Here is a 17,272-nt window from a genome sequence, read left to right as displayed (position 1 = left end):
TCGGATGAGCGTTGAACCCGGTCGAGCCGTCGAGCTGAGCGTGGTGATCCCCACCCACGCGGACGCACCCTGTCTGGAGCTCACGCTGCGGTCGCTGCGGCGCCAGACACTGGACCCGGCCCGCTTCGAGGTCATCGTGGTCCGCGACGGCGGGGACGGCAGCCAGTACTCCGGCATCGCCGACGCCGGCAAGGGGCTGCGCCTGCACTTCGTCGAGCGGCCCGAGCGCGGCGGCCGGGCGGCGGCCCGCAACGAGGCCGCGCGGCGGGCGACCTCACCGCTGCTGCTGTTCCTCGACGCCGACTCGTACGCCACGCCGGACCTGCTGCGCCGCCACCTCGACCACCACAGCGACCCGTCCGCGCCCGCGGTGCTGATGGGCCGGCGCGACGAGACCGGCATCGAGCACGTGCACGCGGCGCTGGCCGACCAGCCGACGATGCCCGTTCCCCGGCTACGCGGAGCCGGCGGCGGCGACATGCGGTTCGGGACCGAGGAGGGACCGTCCGGCGACGACTGGCTGCTGGCCGGGTGGCTGTTCTGCTTCACCCACAACGCGTCCGTACGCCGGGACGTGTTCGAGGCGGTCGGCGGGTTCGACGAGGGCTTCGGCCTGCGCTGGGGCCTGGAGGACATGGAGCTGTTCTACCGGGTGCACGCACACCTCGGCGTGCTCGGCCGCAACTTCGCCTACGACGACCTGGCCGCCGTCTACCACCTGCCGCACCACCGCAACGTCATCCAGAACTGGAACGACTTCATGGACAACCTGGATCGGGTCGCGCAGAAGTACCCGGTCGTGGAGTGGGAGTTCGCCGGGCCGGTGGACGTGGCCCGCGCGGCCGAGCGGGTGGTGCACTACCGCCGGGCGATGGACGACTGCGTACGCCGGTCCTGGTGCCGGATCGGTCCTGCGGTGCGGCGGCTCGCCGGTCGCCTGCCCGGCGACCGGGTGCTGTGGGTCGGCACCGGCAGCGCCGAGGCCGGGCTGCCCGACGGCGCGTTGACCTACGACTACGGGGCGCCCGCGGGTCCGGCCAACTTCCACCTGGTCGGGATCAGGCCACCGGTCGCCCCGGACAGCCTGGACGCCGTGGTCAGCGTCGACTTCTGGCGGTACCTCTACTGGGAGGACCTGTGCCAGTTCGTCAACGTCGCCGGTTCCCTCGCCGACGAGGTGCACCTGGTCTCCACCGGCGCGGAGCTCTCGGCGCGGTTCGACCCGGATCCGGCGAGCCTGGGTTACCTCGGCCGGGTCATGGGCGCGGCGTTCGAGACCACCCTGACCGAGGTCGACGGCCTCGGTTCGGTGCTGCGGCTGCGCCCGCACCACCGTGCCGCCGTCGCGGCCGGCTGACCGGGAACGGCAGCGCCGATGCCAGTGATCGAGGCCAGTGGCCTGACCAAGCGGTTCCGGATCGCCGACAAGCAGCCGGGCCTTCGCGGCTCGCTGCGCCATCTCGTACGGCCACGACACGTCGAGCACGTGGCGGTGGACGGCGTCGACCTGTCGATCTCCTCCGGCGAGGCGGTCGCGTACGTCGGGCCCAACGGCGCCGGGAAGTCGACGACGGTCAAGCTGCTCACCGGCATCCTGCACCCCACCGCCGGGCGGGTGCGCGTCTGCGGCCTCGACCCGCACCGCGACCGGCACGCCAACGCCCGCAACATCGGCGTGCTGTTCGGTCAGCGCAGCCAGCTCTGGTGGGACCTGCAGGTCCGCGACTCCCTCGCGCTGCTGCGCGACATCCACCGCATCCCGCGGGCCCGGTACGCGGCACGCCTGGAGGAGTTCGACGCGCTGCTCGGGCTCGGCCGGCTGCTACCGGTGGTCGCCCGGCAACTCTCGCTCGGCCAGCGGATGCGAGCCGACCTGGCCGCCGCGCTGCTGCACTCACCGCCCGTGGTGTTCCTCGACGAGCCGACCATCGGACTGGACATCGTCGCCCGGCAGGCGGTCCGGGACTTCCTGCGGGCCCAGCGCGCGAGCGGGACCACGGTGCTGATGACCACGCACGACATCGGTGACATCGAACAGGTCTGCCGCCGGCTCGTGATCATCGACGGCGGCCGGATCATCTTCGACGGCTCGATCGACTCCGTCCGCCGGCTGGTCGCCGACCAGCGGACCGTGCACCTGACACTCGGCGCCGACTGGCACGGCGACCTCGACGCCGACCTGCCGGGCGTCCGGCTCGTCCACGACGGGCCGGCGCGGCAGATCGCCGTCACGTTCGACCACGGCGCGTACGGCGCGGGCGAGATCGTCTCGGTGGTCGCCCGCCGGACGCCGGTGGTGGACATCCGGATCGACGAGCCGTCCATCGAGGACGTGGTGCGTCGGGCGTACGCCGGCGAGCTGAGCCCTTCGGTGCCGGCATGAGGGCGTACCTGACGCTGGCGCGGATGTCCTGGTCGACGCTGCTGATCTACCGGGGCGAGTTCCTCCTCCAGCTCACCGGGGTCGTGGTGCAGACCGTGGCGCTGTTCGCGGTCTGGCAGGCCGTCTTCGCCGGCGCCGCCGGTGGCGAGGTCGGCGGGTTGTCCTGGGAGCAGATGAAGGGCTACCTGGTCGTGGCGTTCCTGACCGGGGCGCTGCTGTCGAGCTTCACCGACGCGCAGATCGCCGGCCCGGTGCTGCACGGCACCGTGGCGCTCGACCTGGTCCGGCCGATCGACTACCAGCTCTCGCGTTTCGCGCTGTCGCTCGGATACGTCGTCGGCGAGGTGCTGACGGTGGCGGTGATGGCGGCGACGCTGGTGTCGGCGTTCGGCGGCGCCGCGCTGCCCGCCGCCGGGCAGGCCGGACTGTTCCTGCTCAGCCTGCTCGCGGTGGTGCCGCTGAAGTTCGGCCTGGTCTACCTCGTCGGACTGCTGTGCTTCTGGACCGGCAACTTCCACGGGCTGAGCCTGTCCCGGGTGGCGGTCACCAACATCCTCTCCGGGGCGCTCGTGCCGATCGCGTTATTCCCGGGCTGGCTCCAGGTCGTCTGCCAGCTGTCCCCGTTCCCCGGCATCGTCTCCACCCCGGCGCTGATCTACCTGGGGCAGGTACGGGGTGCCGAGGCGGTGACGCTGATCGGCGTACAGCTGCTCTGGGTCGTGCTGTTGTGGGGTGCGGCCCGGCTGCTGTGGTCCGCGGGCGTGCGGCGGCTCACCGCGCACGGCGGGTGACCGGCCGATGATGCACGAGGCACGGATCTACCGCCGGTTGCTCGGCGCGCATCTGCGGGCGGTGCTCGAGTACCGGGCCGACGCGCTCCTGACGATCGGGGCGACGGTGCTCGGTCAGCTCGCCGGACTGGTCTTCGTGGTCATGGTGTTCCGGCAGGTGACGGCGCTCGGCGGGTGGACCCGCTGGGAGGTGCTGTACGTCTGCGCCATGGTGATGCTCGCCGAGGGCATCGGCTCCCTGCTGTTCGAGGGGACCTGGCATCTCGGCGGCCTGGTCAACCTCGGCCTGCTGGACTACCTGCTGGTCCGGCCCTACCCGGTGGTGCTCCAGGTCACCGGCAACGCGGTCGGGTTCAACGGTCTCGGCAACGTCGGGTTCGGCGCGGCGCTGCTCGGCGCCGCGGCCGTCCACCTCGATCTGGCCTGGACGCCGCTGACGGTGCTCTGGGCGGTGGTGCTGCTCGCCAGCGGGGTGCTGGTCAAGCTGGCGGTCAACCTGGCCACCAACGCTGTCGTCTTCTGGCTGCTGAGCCCGTCCAGCTCGCTCGCGGCGAGCGTGCACACCCTGGGCGACCTGGCCCGCTATCCGCTGACCCTGTACGGCACCGGTCTGCGATCGCTGCTGACGCTCGTACCCGTCGCGTTCGTCGGCTACTTCCCGACGGCCGCGCTGCTGGACAAGGGCGCCTCGACGACGGCCGGCGCGGTCACCCCGGTCGTCGCGGCGGCCTGCGCGGCCGGGGCGTGGGCGGTCTTCCGGGCCGGGTTGCGCCGGTACGAGAGCGCGGGCAGCTGAGATGGCGGCCTCGCGGGCCGGCGCCGTCGGCCGGTACCTGGCGGCGGTGCGGGACGACACCGGGCAGCCGGCGGCGTACCTTCCGCCCTGCGGCAAGCGGTACCCGGGCGCGGCCCGCCGGTCGCTGCGGTGGCCCGGCCCGGGGTCCGCGCCGCTCGGCGACGGCTGCCTCGACCGGCTCAGCGCGATGCTTCTCGGGTACGCGCCACGCCGGGCGGAGACGATCACGCTGGCCGGACTGTCCGCGTTGACCGGCTCCCCGCTGGACACGCCCACCCCCTCGCGGCTGCTGCCCGGCTGGCACACGCTGCGCCGATCGGTGCCCTCCGGCGGGGCGTTCCACCCCAACGAGATCTACCTCGCCTGGGCCGGCTCCCCCGACCTCGCGGCCGGCGTCTACCACTACGACCCGCCCCACCACTGCCTGGAACTGCTGCGGCCGGGCAGCCCGGCCGCCCGGCTCGACCGGCTTCTCGGGGTCGCGGCGGCGCCCCGGCACGCGCTGCTGCTGACCCACCGGCCGTGGAAGAACACCAGCAAGTACGGGGCGTTCGGCTACCGGCTGGGCATCGTCGACTCCGGTGTCCTGCTGGCCCAGTTGCTCACGTCGCCGGTGGACGCGACACCGCGCCTGGACCTCGACCCGGCGCTCGCCGGTGAGCTGCTCGGACTCGACGCCGAGTTGGAGGCCACCTACGCGGCGATCGAGTTCCCGGCGACCGCTGACGTCTCCTGGACACCGCTTGTGTCCGGCGGGCCGCCCCCGGCGACCGGGCTGGACCACGACCGGCTCGGCCACGAGGCCGCCCATCCGAGCGCGGTGGCGCTGCACCGGGCGACGTACGGCCGGGACACCGACGCCGAACCGCCGGCGACCGACCGCCTTCCGGCCCAGCGCCTCCCGGTGGGTCCGGCGACGGACCGGGCGCTCGACCTGCCGCCGGCCCGGCCGCTCGACCTGGTCGCGGCCGCCGCCCGCCGCGCCTCCGCCGCGAACCTCGGCCCGGGGATGACCGCCGGGCAGGTCGCCGACATCCTGGCCTGCGCCGCCGGCCGGGCCGGTTCGCCGGCCCTGGCCGCGCTGGCCCGGCAGCCGCTGTACCCGGAGATCTGGTGCCTCGCCCGGACCGTCGACGGCATCCCGTCGGACGCGTACCGCTACCAGCCGCACCGCCACCGGCTGGTGCCGACCGGGCCGCCGGGATCGGCCGACGACCCGGCGGCGTACCCGCACCGGGTCGACCGCCGGATGGTCACCCGCGGCGCGACCCTCTACCTGGTCCACGCCGGAAGCCGGCCCGTCGACGAGCTCACCCCGGCCGCGTTCCACCGGCTGCACCTGCTCGCCGGTGTGGCCCTTCACCTGGCCGGGCTCGCCGCCACCGCGACCGGCGCGGCGAGCCGGGCGCTGGGCGGCCTCACCGCCGGCGCGATCGCCGCCCGGCTCGGCCTGCCGGACGGGGCGTCGCCGCTGACGCAACTGCTCATCGGCACGCCCGCGCCGCGGCCCGGGGTGCTGGCGGCCCATCTCACCGAAGGGAACCCTCATGGCTGAACCGGACGTTCCGGCGCTCGTCGGCACCCCCACGCCGGACACGGTGCTCGCGGCGGTCGCCGAGCACGGCGCGGTGCTGCTGCGCGGCGGGTGGCGGCACGAGGACTACGTCGCGCTCGGCGACGCGCTGATGACCGCGTCGCCGTACCAGGGCGGGTTCCACGACGAGCGGGACGTGATCGGCGGTGACCCGACGACTACCACTGTCACCCGGGGAACGCAGGGCATGCCGCTGCACCGGGAGGCGTCGTACGCGCCGGGCGCGCCGGACCTGCTGATGTTCCGGTGCGAGCGGCCCGCCGCCGACGGCGGGGCCACGACGCTGTGCGACGGTCTCGCGCTGCTGGCCGCCCTGCCCGCCGCGGTCCGCGCCGCCTGTGAGGAGCTGACGCTGCGCTGGGAGAGCGCGCTGCCCACACCGGTGTGGCAGCGGATGTGCGGCACGACCGACCCGGCGGCCGCGGAGCGGATGCTGCGGCAGTGGGAGCCGTACCTGCGGCCGTGGGAGTCGATCCACATCGACGTGGACGAGGAGGCGATGACAGTCGGCTTCGGCACCCGGTGCACGCCACCGACTCTCTTCGGCGGCGCGCCCGCGTTCTGCAACTCGCTGTTCATCAGCCGCCCGCAGCCCGGGGAGTACCACGACCGGCGGCTGCGGGTGCGCTCCGCCACCGGCGCACCCGTGCCCGACGACCTCGTGGCCACCGCCGCGGACGCCGCCGCGCGGCTGACTGTGGCGGTGCCGTGGCGGTCCGGTGACGTGCTGGTCGTGGACAACTCCCGGTACCTGCACGGCCGGCAGGCGTTCACCGACGCCGGGCGCGCGGTCGCGGTGCGGATGGGACACCTGCGGAAGGAGGTGGCCGCGTGAGGGTCAAGCTCCGCGACGACCTGATGTACGTGCCGGCCGACGACGGCGTGTACCTGGAGACGGGACTCGCCGGCACCCACCTGGCGGGCGCGTCGGCGTACGGCCTCGTGCAGCGGCTCGCCCCGCATCTGGACGGCACCCGCACCGTGGAGGCGCTGACCGCGGGTCTGGCCCCGGCGCAGCGGCAGCTCGTCACCGACCTGGTCCGGATGCTGGTCCGGCGCGGCATCGCCCGCGACCTCGACAGCGAGCCGCCACACACGTTGCGGGACTGGGAACTCGACACCTACCGGGACTCGATCGCGTTCGCCGAGCACGTCACCGACGCGCCGCTGAGCCGCTTCGAGGCGTTCCGCGACGGACGGGTGCTGCTCGTCGGCGCCGGCGCCGGCATGCTCGCGCTCGTCCAGACGCTGTTCGAACTCGGGCTGCGTACGGCCTCGCTGGTCGAGACCGCCGAGGCCGGCACCGAACGCGACGGCTTCCGGCGGATCGTCGAGCGGCGTCGTGCCGAGGACCCGACGACCGGGCTGACACTGCTGGACGCGGCCGCCGCCCTCGACACCGACGAGGGGCTCGCCGGCCTGCTGACGGGGTACGACGCGGTGCTGCACTGCGCCGCCCGTCCGATGGCCGGGCGGGCGACGCGGCTGAACCGGGCGGCCCGGGCGATCGGGGTGCCCGTCCTGCACGCGGTGCCCGGCGGCGCGGAGGCGTGGATCGGCCCGACCGGCGGCGGCGTCACCGGCGGCTGCTGGGAGTGCGCCCTGCTCAGCCGGCAGGGCGCCGGGCTCCCCCCGGGTGGCGCCGACGAGCCGGACACGACGTCCGAGTGGCTGTCGGCACCGGTCTGCGGCCTGATCGGCGCGGCGCTCGGGTTCGCGTACCTGCGCCACCGGACGGGAGCGGAGACCACCGCCACGAACCGGATGACCCGCGTGGACCTGGAAACCGCTGTCACCAGCGAGCATCTGCTCGACGTGCACCCCCGCTGCCGCTCCTGCCGGCCCTCGGCCCCGTACGCCGATCTCGCCGCGCACGTCGACGCGATGGCCGCCCGCACGCCGGTGGCCGTCGAGGAGTTCGTCGCCCGGATGCCGTTCCTGGTCGACGCGCGGCTGGGCCCGCTGCTGGCCATCGACACCGGCGCCCACTCGCAGATCTCGGTCAGCTGCGTCGAGGCGACGGTCGTGGATCTGGCCGGCGGCGCCCCGCGGCTGCTCACCGCCGTCGGCGGCAGCCGGGAGCAGGCGCTGCTGCGCGCGGCCACGGCGGCACTGGAGGCGCTCGCCGCGCGGGCCTTCGCCGGCGACACCGCCACGGCGTGGTGGGACACCGGGCGCGGCGCTGTCGTCGACGCGCAGCCGGACGTCGTGGTGACCGCCGGCGGTCACACCTGGGCGGAGGCGCAGGGCCGGGCGATCCTGAAACTGCGACGCGCGGCCGCGACCCCGCCTGCGGCCACCACTGCCGACGGTGCTCCGCCCGGCGGGTGGCTCGACCGGACGCGGTGGCCGGAGCCGACCCGCGTCAGGGCACACGAGCTGACCCTCCTCGGCCACGAGCCACGGGCGTGGCACGACGGATCGCGCCCCCCGACCGTGTTCGTCGCCGCCGGCGACAGGTGGCTCGCCCACAGCTGCGCCACCGACACGGACACCGCGTTGGCGAACGCGATGCAGGCGGCGGTCGCCGTCGTGACCGGACGCCGCCCGGACGGCGCCGAGATCGGGCCGGACGTGGGCGGCTACGACTGGGACACGGCGCTGCCGCCGCTGCTGCGCGAGCTGGCACGGGACGGGCGGTCGCTGCTGGTGCGGCCCGCCGACCCGCCGCCCGGGGCGCAGCGGGTGATGCCGTTCATGATCAGGGCGGCGTGGTCGCCACGAGCGGGGAGCAGCGCATGACCGATGTCACGACCACACCGGCCCTCCCCGCCTCGTCCGACGTGGCGCCGCGTCACGGCCTGCGGATCCTCGGCGCCGGCGCCCTGCGCCGGGCAGTGGAACAGTCGCTGGGCGCCGCACCGGTCGCCGACGTCGACGTCTTCGTCGTCGACGGGCCACCGGAGGACGTCGACATGGCCGCCCGGGCGGCTGCCGACGCCGGCCGGCCCTTCCTCCCGGTGTACACCACGCCGCGCGGCGTACGGATCGGACCGTTCGTCACACCCGGTCGGCCGGGCTGCCACCACTGCGTGCAGGTGCGGGAACGCCGGGCGCGGACCACCGGGACACCGCACCGGTCCGCGCTGTGGCAGGGGCTCTACGACGGCAACGTGCAGCCCGCCCGGCCGGTCCTCGGCCCGCCGGTACGCGCCGCGGTCGCCGCGCTCGTGGCCGACGAGCTGCGCCGGGTCGCGCAGGGCGGCGACGGCCGGTGCGCGGAAGCGGTGCTGGAGGTCGCCACGGCCTCGCTGGCCGTCGAGCGGCACCGGTTCGTCCCCGAACCCGGCTGCCCGGTGTGCGGCCCGCTGCCGGACGACAGCCCGGCCGCCGGCACCTTCACGCTGACGTCCCGGCCGAAACGGGCACCCGGCGACTACCGGGCCCGCCGCCTTCCCGACGAGCACCTCGCCCTACTGGCGGCGCTGCACGACGAGGAGACCGGGCTGCTGTCGTCGATCACCGTCCACCACAACCACCCGATGGTCCTCGCCGGCGCGATCGGTGGCCCGTTGTGCTGTGGTGAACTGGCCGGCTACGGCCGGACCTTCACCTACCCGGCGAGCGTGGCCGTCGCCGTCGCCGAGGCGCTGGAACGGCTCGGCGGCAACGTCCCACGCGCCCGCCGTACCGTCACCCGCGCCTCGTTCCGCGAGCTCGGACCGCGGCGGGCCGTCGAGCCGACGGAGTTCGGCCTGCCGCCCGCGCCGCCCGACGACCACGCGGTCGCGTACGACCCGGACCGGACCATGGAATGGGTGTACGCCTACTCGTTCCGGCGCGACGGCCCGGTGCTGGTGCCGGAGACCTTCGCCTACTACGGCTCGCACGGCACGGGTTTCGGTCCGGAGTGCTCGAACGGCTGCGCGCTGGGCGCGAACCTCGAGGAGGCGATCCTGCACGGCATCTTCGAGGTCGCCGAGCGGGACGCCTTCCTGTCCACCTGGTACGCCCGGCTACCAGTGCCGCGCGTGGACCCGATGACCTCCGCCGACCCGATGACCCGCGTGCTCGTCGACTGGATCCAGCGGACCACCGGCAGCCGCCTGGATGTCTTCGACATCACCATGCCCGAAGGCGTCCCGGCGGTGTGGCTGATGCTCGTCGACGACGCGGTGCGGCCGGGACGTCCCCGGGCGTTCTGCGGTGCGGGGGCGCACCTGGACCCGGAGCGCGCGCTGTGGTCCGCGCTGGTGGAGCTCGCCAGCGTGGCCGAGGCCACCCGGGAGATGGTCGCCGAGGACACCACGGCCCCCGGCCTGGTCGCCGACTCCGACCTGGTCCGGACCATGGAGGACCACCTGCTGGCGGCGGCCAGCCCGGACGCCTGGCCGCGCTTCGCGTTCCTGTACGAGCGCGACGAGATCCTGTCCGTGGCGGAGGCGTTCCCGCCGGCGGCGCGCTACCGCCCGGCCACGGACCTGCTCGATGACCTGCGGCACGTGACCGGACGCTACCTCGACGAGGGCCTGGACGTGGTGGTCGTCGACCAGACCGCCCGCGAGCAGGCGGCCGTCGGCCTCACCAGCGTGAAGGTGCTGATCCCGGGGCTGCTGCCGATGACGTTCGGCCACCGCAACCGGCGCGTCGACCTGCCCCGGCTGCGCGACCTGCCGGTCCGGCTCGGACACCGGGCCGAACCGCTCGCCCCGGAGGAGATCAACCCGTATCCGCACCCGTTCCCGTGACTGTCTCATGTGTGCGGAGGCGTCGGAGAGTGATGAGGATCGCTCACCGCGCGCGGGACGATCCGGCGCAGTAGGTTGGCAGGGTGACTGGACGGTTCCGGTTCCCGATCGACGTCAGCACCCTCCCGGTGGCCCGCGATCGGTATCCGGCCCAGGCCGTCGTCGGCGAGCTGGTGCCGACGCCCGGCCGGCCGTCCGGTCGCTCCTGACCACCGCTCGTCGCCGCCACCGATGCCGGCGTGCCTCACCATGCATGGACGGAGATCCACGTGACCACTCTGCGGGTCGGCGCTCAGCCCGCCACCGCGACGGACCGGCTCCACCGGCCCACCCTCACCTCCCGCCCGGCCCCGCCGTCGCCGGCCGGGTCCGCGCCCCGGACCCGGCGCATCCTGATGCTGTCGTGGGAGTACCCGCCGGTGCTCGTCGGCGGGCTCGGCCGCCACGTGCACGCGCTGTCCGTCGCCCTGGCCGCCGCCGGGCACGAGGTCACAGTCGTCACCCGCCACGCCGAGGGCGCTCCCCTGGAGGAGTACGCCGACGGCGTGCGCATCGTCCGCGCCGCCGAGGACCCGGTCACCTTTCCCCTCGCCACCGGCTCGCTGCTCGCCTGGACGATGGCGTTCAACCACACCCTCACCCGGGCCGCGCTGCGCGCCGCCTCCTCCGGCTCGTACGACGTCATCCACGCCCACGACTGGCTCGTCGCGCACACCGCGATGACGCTGCGCGAGCACCTGGACGTGCCGCTGGTCAGCACCATCCACGCCACCGAGGCCGGCCGGCACCAGGGCTGGCTGCCGGAGGAGATGAACCGCACCATCCACGGCGTCGAGCACTGGCTCGCCGGCGAGTCCGGGCGCGTGATCGTCTGCTCCGGTTACATGCGCGACGAGGTTGGCGCGCTGTTCGGCGTGGACGCCGCCCGCGTCGACGTGGTCCCCAACGGCGTCGAGCCGCACCGCTGGCGGGTGCCCGCGTCGGCGGTCGCCGCCGCCCGCGCCCGGTTCGCCGCGGACGGCCCGCTGGTCACGTTCGCCGGCCGCCTCGTGTACGAGAAGGGCGTGCAGCACCTGCTGGCCGGGCTGCCCCGGCTGCGCGACCGGCACCCCGGGCTGCGCGCGGTGATCGTCGGCGACGGGCCGTACAAGGCGGACCTGGAGGCCGAGGTGCGCCGCCTCGGGCTGGGTGCCACGGTGAGCATGCCCGGGTTCCTCGGCGGCACCGACCTGCCCGCCGTGATGGCCGCCTCGGACTGCTTCGCGGTGCCGAGCATCTACGAGCCGTTCGGCATGGTGGCGCTGGAGGGGGCCGCCGCGGGCGCGCCGCTCGCCGTGGCCCGTACCGGTGGGCTGGCCGAGATCGTCGAGCCGGGCGTCACGGGGATGACGTTCGCCCCGCACGACCCGGACGGCCTCGCCGAGGCGGTGCACGCGCTGCTGTCGGACCGGGACCGGGCGCGTGCGCTCGCCCGGCGGGCCCGCACCATGGTGCACGAGCAGTACGGCTGGGCGGCCATCGCGTCCCGTACGGCCGCCGCGTACGCCGCCGCCATCGCCGGCGACCCGGCGTTCACGGCCGCCCGCGCCCAGCACCGCATGGCACACGGCCACGCCGGCCCGCGCGTCCCCGAGGGCAACCTCCTCACCGCCGCCGGCTTGCGATAAGGAAGGGCCCCCTATTAACGCCTCGGGTAGAGGAAGGGCCCCTTATTAACGCCCTCGCACCCCGGTGAGCACGACGAAGGCCGCCGACCCGAGCAGGGTCGGCGGCCTTTATCGTCCGCGTGTTAAAAGGGGGCCCCTCCTCTACCGGAGGCGTTAACAAGGGGCCCTTCCTTACACGCTCAGCGCTGGGCGGCGGGGACGTAGTCCCGCTCGGTGGCGCCGGTGTAGATCTGCCGCGGCCGACCGATCTTGGTCTCCGGGTCGTTGATCATCTCGCGCCACTGCGCGATCCAGCCGGGCAGCCGGCCGAGCGCGAACAGCACAGTGAACATCTTCGTCGGGAAGCCCATGGCCTTGTAGATCAGGCCGGTGTAGAAGTCCACGTTCGGGTAGAGCCGCCGGGACACGAAGAAGTCGTCGGCGAGCGCGATCTCCTCGAGCTGCACCGCGAGGTCCAGCAGCGGGTCCGGCTTGGCCATCCGGCCGAGCACGTCCTGGGCGGCCTTCTTCACGATGGCGGCGCGCGGGTCGTAGTTCTTGTAGACCCGGTGCCCGAAGCCCATCAGCTTCACGCCGTCCTGCTTGTCCTTCACCTTCTGCACGAAGGAGCGGACGTCCCCGCCGTCGGCCTGGATCTTCTGGAGCATCTCCAGCACGGCCTGGTTGGCGCCGCCGTGCAGCGGGCCGAACAGCGCGTTCACCCCGGCCGAGACCGAGGCGAACAGGTTGGCGTTGCTGGAGCCGACCAGCCGCACGGTCGAGGTGGAGCAGTTCTGCTCGTGGTCGGCGTGCAGGATGAACAGCATGTCCAGCACCCGGGCGACGACCGGGTCGACCTCGTACGGCTCGGCCGGTACGCCGAACGTCATCCGCAGGAAGTTCTCGACGTAGCCCAGCGAGTTGTCCGGGTACAGCAGCGGCTGCCCGATCGACTTCTTGTACGCGTACGAGGCGATGGTGGGAACCTTCGCCATCAGCCGCACCGTCGACATCTCCACGTGCTCGGAGTCGAACGGGTCCAGGCTGTCCTGGTAGAAGGTCGAGATGGCGCTGACGGCCGAGGAGAGCACGGCCATCGGGTGCGCTTCGCGGGGGAAGCCGTCGAAGAAGCGGCGCATCTCCTCGTGCAGCAGCGAGTGCCGCCGGATCCGCTCGCTGAACTCGGTGAGCTGCGTCTGGGTCGGCAGCTCGCCGTAGATCAGCAGGTAGGAGACCTCCAGGAAGGAGGACTTCTCGGCCAGCTGGTCGATCGGGTAACCCCGGTACCGCAGGATGCCGGCATCACCGTCGATGTAGGTGATGGCGGACGAGCAGGACGCGGTGTTCACGAAACCGGGGTCGTACGTGGTCATCCCGGTTTCCTTGAGCAGCTTGCTCACCCCGATCCCGGCGGGGCCCTCAACCGCGGACTGCACCGGCATCGACAGCTGCCCACCGGGGTGGTCGAGCTTGACTTCCGTCATCTGTTCCTCGCTTCGCCGGCAAGATCTTCGTTGAATTGCCTTCGCTTCTACCGTAATCACGGCGCGGAGAACACCGCTCGTCATGGTTTGAGGGTGAGGTGTGCGTCACCTGTTTCCCGGCCAGCCGGTCCGGAAACCGGTTGGGAGCGCGGCCATGGGCACGTTCGGGAGGTCCGTCACGACAGCGTGAGCCGCCGCAGCGTCCCGTCGTCGCCGACCCGGTAGAGGTCGAGCCGATTGACGCCGGCGGCGAACAGACGGTCGTCGGCGAGCAGCGCGGCGAACCGCCGCCCACCGGCGTCCGGCGGCACCACGGGCACCACCGCGCCGACGGTGCCGTTGACCGCCACGGCGAGCCGGGTGCCGTCGGGTACTCCGTCCGGCACGGTGCCCCAGACCATCGCGGGCAGCCGACCGCCGGCCGGGTCGACCGCGTCGAACGCGTCCCGGTTCGCCACCGTGGCGGTCCCGCCGACCGGCACGTCACCGACGCGGGTGCCGACGAGCCGGTCGACCGGGAGCGGTGGGAGTGGGGCGGGCACGCCGCCGGTGACGGTGACCGGCTGGCCGGGACGGTCGTAGAAGCGTTTGTCGGCCCGCTCGCGCGGGGCGGCCTTCGCCGACCGGCCGTCCATCCGCCAGGGCACCCGCATGTGCGTCTCGTCGGCGATCGTGGGCAGCAGGTCGACGTGCTCCCAGTTGCGGTCGTCCACGCGTCCGGCGCGCTGGCCGGGTTCCTTGACGAACATCGGCACCCAGGCCACCTCGTTCGCGGCGTGGTCGATGGCGTCCATCCCCCGGCCCTGCCAGTCGCGGCGGAAGCTGACGCCGTGGTCGGCGGTGACGACCACCAGCGCCTTGTCGTAGAGGCCGGTGGTGCGCAGCGTCCGCAGCGTCTCGCCGATCAGCCGGTCGGTGTAGCCGAGCTGCGCCAGGTGCCGGGCGCGGGCCAGGTCGACCCAGCCGGCGCCGTCGTTCGGCAGGTCCTCCGGGGCCGCGTAGTGCGCCCCGGACGGCAGGTACGCCCACGGCGAGTGGGGCATCAGCAGGTGCAGGAAGTGCAGCGTGGGCCGGGTGTCGGGGCGCAGCCCGGCCAGGAACGAGGTGAACCGGGCCGGCTGGTTGTCATCCAGGGTGTCCCAGCGGAACTTCGGGTCGTCCGGCACCGGCTCGGCGGCGTCCAGCCCGGCCTCGGCGGCGGTCCGCTCGCGGTAGGAGTCCTCCGGGTCGATCCGGCTGTCCACCGGCGCGGCGATCCGGCCGAGCAGCCTGCCGCTCTCCCGGACCAGCACGCCGAGCCCCTGTTCCGGGGTGGTGGCCTGTTCGCAGCGGCTCGGCGGGCAGAGCCGGGTGATGCTCTCCTCGGCCTTGATCCGGTAGAGGCCGCCGAGTGCGGTGAACAGGTTGTCCGGGTACTGCGAGTAGTGCGGCGCCACCCCCCGCTCCGGGTAGCGCCCGGTGAGCATCGCGGGAAGCGCGTAGGGCGTCCAGCCGCTGACGCCGGTGGCGTTGCGGTACCACGTCGACCCGCCGGCCAGCGCCGCGAAGTTCGGGTAGCGCTCGGCGTCGATGCGGCCGTCCGGGCCGAGCAGGGAGACCAGCGGCAGCTCGTCCAGCACGATCATGACCACCGGCGGGTGCGCGCCCGCGCCGGCCACACCGGCCGCACCGCCCTCGCCGCGCGGCAGCACCACCGCCGAGGCGGGCGAGGCGAACAGGAACAGCCCGACGAACACCAGCGGCCCGGCGGCGGCGACCCGCAGCACCCGCCGGGGCGCCCGCCACCGCCGGTGCGCGGCCGCGCCGGCGGCTCCGGCCACACCGGCGACGACGAGCAGGGGTACGCCCCGAAGCGGCGTGACGTGCCGGCCGACCTGGACCGCCAGCGCGGCGAGCAGCAGGCCCACGAACGCGGTGTGCACGGCGGCCCGGGTGAGGCGTCCGGCGGGCAACGCGAACGCGCCGAGCAGTGCGAACGGCACTGTCGGGGCGAGCGCGATCAGGGCGACCAGCAGCAGCACGTCGGCCCGGGAGGCGCGGTGGAACAGGAAGAAGTCGGGGCTGCGGCCGAGCACGTCGAGCAGCGGCTGGGTGACCACCAGCCCGACCAGCGCCACCACCTCGGCCAGCCGGGCCGCCTCGGTCCGCCACCACGGCCGGCGTTCCCGCCGGACCGGGAGGGCGGCGTGGTCCCGGGGTGGCGCGAGGGTGTCCTCAGCCACCCACCACCACCTGGTAGAGCGTGCGGGTGCCGGACGGCAGCTCGGTGCGGGCGACCACCCGGCCCCGGCGGGCGAGCAGCGCCTCGAAGACGTCGCGCCGGTAGTCCGGGAACAGGCCGTCGGGCTTGTTCGCCAGCAGCCGGCGGGCCATCGGGTCGTCCGGGTGGACGAACTCCACCACCAGGCTGCCGCCGGTGGCGGTGAGCGCGGTGAGCTGGTCGAGCACCTCGGGCAGCGGCACGTTGCGCCCGATCGCGAGGTGGTGCACCACGGCCAGGGCGAGCACGGTGTCCGCGCGGGCCCGGTCGGCGAACGCGGCCCGCTCGACGCCGCGCCAGCCGCCACCCGGGGACGGGTCGGCCAGGTCCATCACCAGCGGCAGGATCCGTGTCTCGCCCTCGTCGCGCAGCGCGCGGTAGAGCGTGTCGACCACCGCCGGGTCCTGCTCGACGGCGACGACGTGCGCGGCGTGCCGGGCGGCGATGCGGGCGTACCGGCCGTCGTTGGCGCCCAGGTCCAGCGCCGAGCCGCCACCGACGGCGGCCACCGCCCGGTCGACGAACTCCTCCTTGGCCTGCCGGTCCGGCACCGAGTACGCGCAGGTGCGCTGGTAGTCCGACCAGTGGCTGTCGCCGGGCCGGTGGTCGAGGCGGCGGACCAGCTTCGCCAGTCCGCGTACCGTGGCGAGCGCCAGCTCGCGGGAGAACCCGGCGGCGCGCAACTGGGCGCGGACGTCTGTGGTGCTCGCGGCGGAGTTGCGGGCCTGCATGGCGCCGTGCAGGTGCACGTGGGTGGGCACACCGGCCCGCCAGCGCCGGGTGCCGCCGAACAGCCGCCGCATCTGGTCCGGCTCGACGCCGTCGACGCGGGCGCGCAGGAACGGCTGGAAGTCCAGCCCGAGGTGGGCCTGGATGAGCAGCGGGTAGAGCAGCGTCTGGCAGAACTGCCGGTAGCCGGCCCAGGGTTCGCCGTCGCGCAGCGCCTCGAACGATCCGACGTCGATGAAGACCGGCCGGGCGCCACGCCACTGCACGTTGTACGCCGAGCCGTCCTTGGTGGTGAAGCCTGCTTCCAGCGCGGCGCGCAGCACGTCCAGGTGCAGCAGCGCCGCGTCGCGCAGCATGGCGTACGACCACTCGTAGGGGTGCGAGACGAACGGGATCCGCTCGTGCCGCAGCACCGCGGTCCAGGGCGCGTCGACAGGGGTCGGGGTCAGCTCCTCGGTGCCGACGATCTGCCCGGTGCTGGTGGCCTGCCGGAAGAAGTCGGTGACGGACAGCGCCCGCCAGTCCCGGGCGGAGCGCTCGTCGAGCCCGCGCAGCACCTCCTCCCCCCGGTGGAACACCCGGTTGCCGGGGTCGCGGAAGGAGCCGGGCTCGACGCGGACGCCGGTGTCGGGGATCGTCACGCCGCCGGACCCTGGTCGGAGGGCTGACGCCGGAACCGGGACACCAGGCGGCGCCAGTAGAGCTTGGCGGCCACCGCCACCCCGGCCACCCCGCCGACCACCGCCTGCACGATGAGACTGCCGGATCCCGCGTCCAGGTAGGCCAGATGCGTCACGGCTGCTTTCCTTCCGTCGCCAGGTCATCGGAGCACGCCCGGAATGCGAGCTTTGTTGCTCGAAGCCGGACTTGTCCCACACCGTAACGTCTCGGTGTCCGGGTG

14 protein-coding genes are annotated in these 17,272 nt (G+C 74.0%); 10 read left to right on the top strand and 4 right to left on the bottom strand.

The window, feature by feature from the left end:
* The first annotated feature begins 4 nt into the window (after positions 1 to 4).
* The 10 genes from OC439_RS24800 to OC439_RS24755 all read left to right on the top strand — a co-directional run bounded on the left by OC439_RS24800 (position 5) and on the right by OC439_RS24755 (position 11,919).
* A complete protein-coding gene (locus OC439_RS24800) occupies positions 5 to 1,357 on the top strand; it encodes a glycosyltransferase (RefSeq protein WP_262015538.1) in 1,353 nt (450 codons plus the stop codon).
* A gap of 18 nt (positions 1,358 to 1,375) precedes the next feature.
* Positions 1,376 to 2,383: an ATP-binding cassette domain-containing protein gene (locus tag OC439_RS24795; RefSeq protein WP_262015537.1), complete on the top strand. Its 1,008-nt coding sequence runs from the start codon at positions 1,376 to 1,378 to the stop codon at positions 2,381 to 2,383.
* Entirely contained in the window at positions 2,380 to 3,174 is a 795-nt protein-coding gene (locus OC439_RS24790; RefSeq protein WP_262015536.1) for an ABC transporter permease, read from the top strand. The genes OC439_RS24795 and OC439_RS24790 overlap by 4 nt, the downstream gene beginning before the upstream one ends.
* 7 nt (positions 3,175 to 3,181) lie before the next feature.
* Entirely contained in the window at positions 3,182 to 3,970 is a 789-nt protein-coding gene (locus tag OC439_RS24785; RefSeq protein WP_262015535.1) for an ABC transporter permease, read from the top strand.
* Between the two features lies 1 nt (position 3,971).
* The gene (locus tag OC439_RS24780) at positions 3,972 to 5,525 is read left to right on the top strand and encodes a hypothetical protein (RefSeq protein ID WP_262015534.1); all 1,554 of its coding nucleotides are present in this window, start codon (positions 3,972 to 3,974) and stop codon (positions 5,523 to 5,525) included.
* Complete coding sequence (locus OC439_RS24775; protein ID WP_262015533.1) at positions 5,518 to 6,399, top strand: TauD/TfdA family dioxygenase; 882 nt, start codon at positions 5,518 to 5,520, stop codon at positions 6,397 to 6,399. Before OC439_RS24780 ends, OC439_RS24775 begins: the two co-directional genes overlap by 8 nt.
* On the top strand, positions 6,396 to 8,306 hold the full coding sequence (locus tag OC439_RS24770; RefSeq protein ID WP_262015532.1) for a TOMM precursor leader peptide-binding protein: 1,911 nt from the start codon (positions 6,396 to 6,398) through the stop codon (positions 8,304 to 8,306). The genes OC439_RS24775 and OC439_RS24770 overlap by 4 nt, the downstream gene beginning before the upstream one ends.
* Complete coding sequence (locus OC439_RS24765; protein WP_262015531.1) at positions 8,303 to 10,252, top strand: TOMM precursor leader peptide-binding protein; 1,950 nt, start codon at positions 8,303 to 8,305, stop codon at positions 10,250 to 10,252. The genes OC439_RS24770 and OC439_RS24765 overlap by 4 nt, the downstream gene beginning before the upstream one ends.
* Before the next feature lie 83 nt (positions 10,253 to 10,335).
* Positions 10,336 to 10,461, top strand: a complete 126-nt coding sequence (locus OC439_RS24760; RefSeq protein ID WP_255419514.1) for a hypothetical protein — start codon at positions 10,336 to 10,338, stop codon at positions 10,459 to 10,461.
* A gap of 60 nt (positions 10,462 to 10,521) precedes the next feature.
* Positions 10,522 to 11,919 (top strand): glycosyltransferase family 4 protein, encoded by a 1,398-nt coding sequence (locus OC439_RS24755; protein WP_262015530.1) that lies wholly within the window; start codon positions 10,522 to 10,524, stop codon positions 11,917 to 11,919.
* A gap of 179 nt (positions 11,920 to 12,098) precedes the next feature.
* Here the strand turns inward: OC439_RS24755 and OC439_RS24750 are convergent, their stop codons facing one another.
* From OC439_RS24750 to OC439_RS24735, 4 genes are all read right to left on the bottom strand, one after another.
* A complete protein-coding gene (locus OC439_RS24750) occupies positions 12,099 to 13,382 on the bottom strand; it encodes a citrate synthase (RefSeq protein ID WP_194801668.1) in 1,284 nt (427 codons plus the stop codon).
* Between the two features lie 176 nt (positions 13,383 to 13,558).
* Positions 13,559 to 15,604, bottom strand: coding sequence for a sulfatase-like hydrolase/transferase (locus OC439_RS24745; RefSeq protein WP_262015529.1), 2,046 nt, complete (start codon positions 15,602 to 15,604; stop codon positions 13,559 to 13,561).
* The gene (locus OC439_RS24740; RefSeq protein WP_262015528.1) at positions 15,597 to 17,012 is read right to left on the bottom strand and encodes a methyltransferase domain-containing protein; all 1,416 of its coding nucleotides are present in this window, start codon (positions 17,010 to 17,012) and stop codon (positions 15,597 to 15,599) included. Before OC439_RS24740 ends, OC439_RS24745 begins: the two co-directional genes overlap by 8 nt.
* A complete protein-coding gene (locus OC439_RS24735; protein ID WP_013286005.1) occupies positions 17,009 to 17,167 on the bottom strand; it encodes a hypothetical protein in 159 nt (52 codons plus the stop codon). The genes OC439_RS24740 and OC439_RS24735 overlap by 4 nt, the downstream gene beginning before the upstream one ends.
* Between the last annotated feature and the right edge of the window lie 105 nt (positions 17,168 to 17,272).

The sequence above is a fragment of the Micromonospora sp. Mcm103 genome, from assembly GCF_024519755.1.
GTDB classification, from domain to species: domain Bacteria; phylum Actinomycetota; class Actinomycetes; order Mycobacteriales; family Micromonosporaceae; genus Micromonospora; species Micromonospora aurantiaca.
Note: the sequence above shows the minus strand (reverse complement) of the source record. Positions and strands in the feature narration are given on the sequence as shown.

Coding starts and splice junctions, on each gene's coding strand:
- OC439_RS24765 (WP_262015531.1), top strand. CDS start 8,303: ATGACCGATGTCACGACCACACCGGCCCTCCCCGCCTCGTCCGACGTG.
- OC439_RS24785 (WP_262015535.1), top strand. CDS start 3,182: ATGATGCACGAGGCACGGATCTACCGCCGGTTGCTCGGCGCGCATCTG.
- OC439_RS24790 (WP_262015536.1), top strand. CDS start 2,380: ATGAGGGCGTACCTGACGCTGGCGCGGATGTCCTGGTCGACGCTGCTG.
- OC439_RS24775 (WP_262015533.1), top strand. CDS start 5,518: ATGGCTGAACCGGACGTTCCGGCGCTCGTCGGCACCCCCACGCCGGAC.
- OC439_RS24750 (WP_194801668.1), bottom strand. CDS start 13,382: ATGACGGAAGTCAAGCTCGACCACCCCGGTGGGCAGCTGTCGATGCCG.
- OC439_RS24800 (WP_262015538.1), top strand. CDS start 5: ATGAGCGTTGAACCCGGTCGAGCCGTCGAGCTGAGCGTGGTGATCCCC.
- OC439_RS24795 (WP_262015537.1), top strand. CDS start 1,376: ATGCCAGTGATCGAGGCCAGTGGCCTGACCAAGCGGTTCCGGATCGCC.
- OC439_RS24780 (WP_262015534.1), top strand. CDS start 3,972: ATGGCGGCCTCGCGGGCCGGCGCCGTCGGCCGGTACCTGGCGGCGGTG.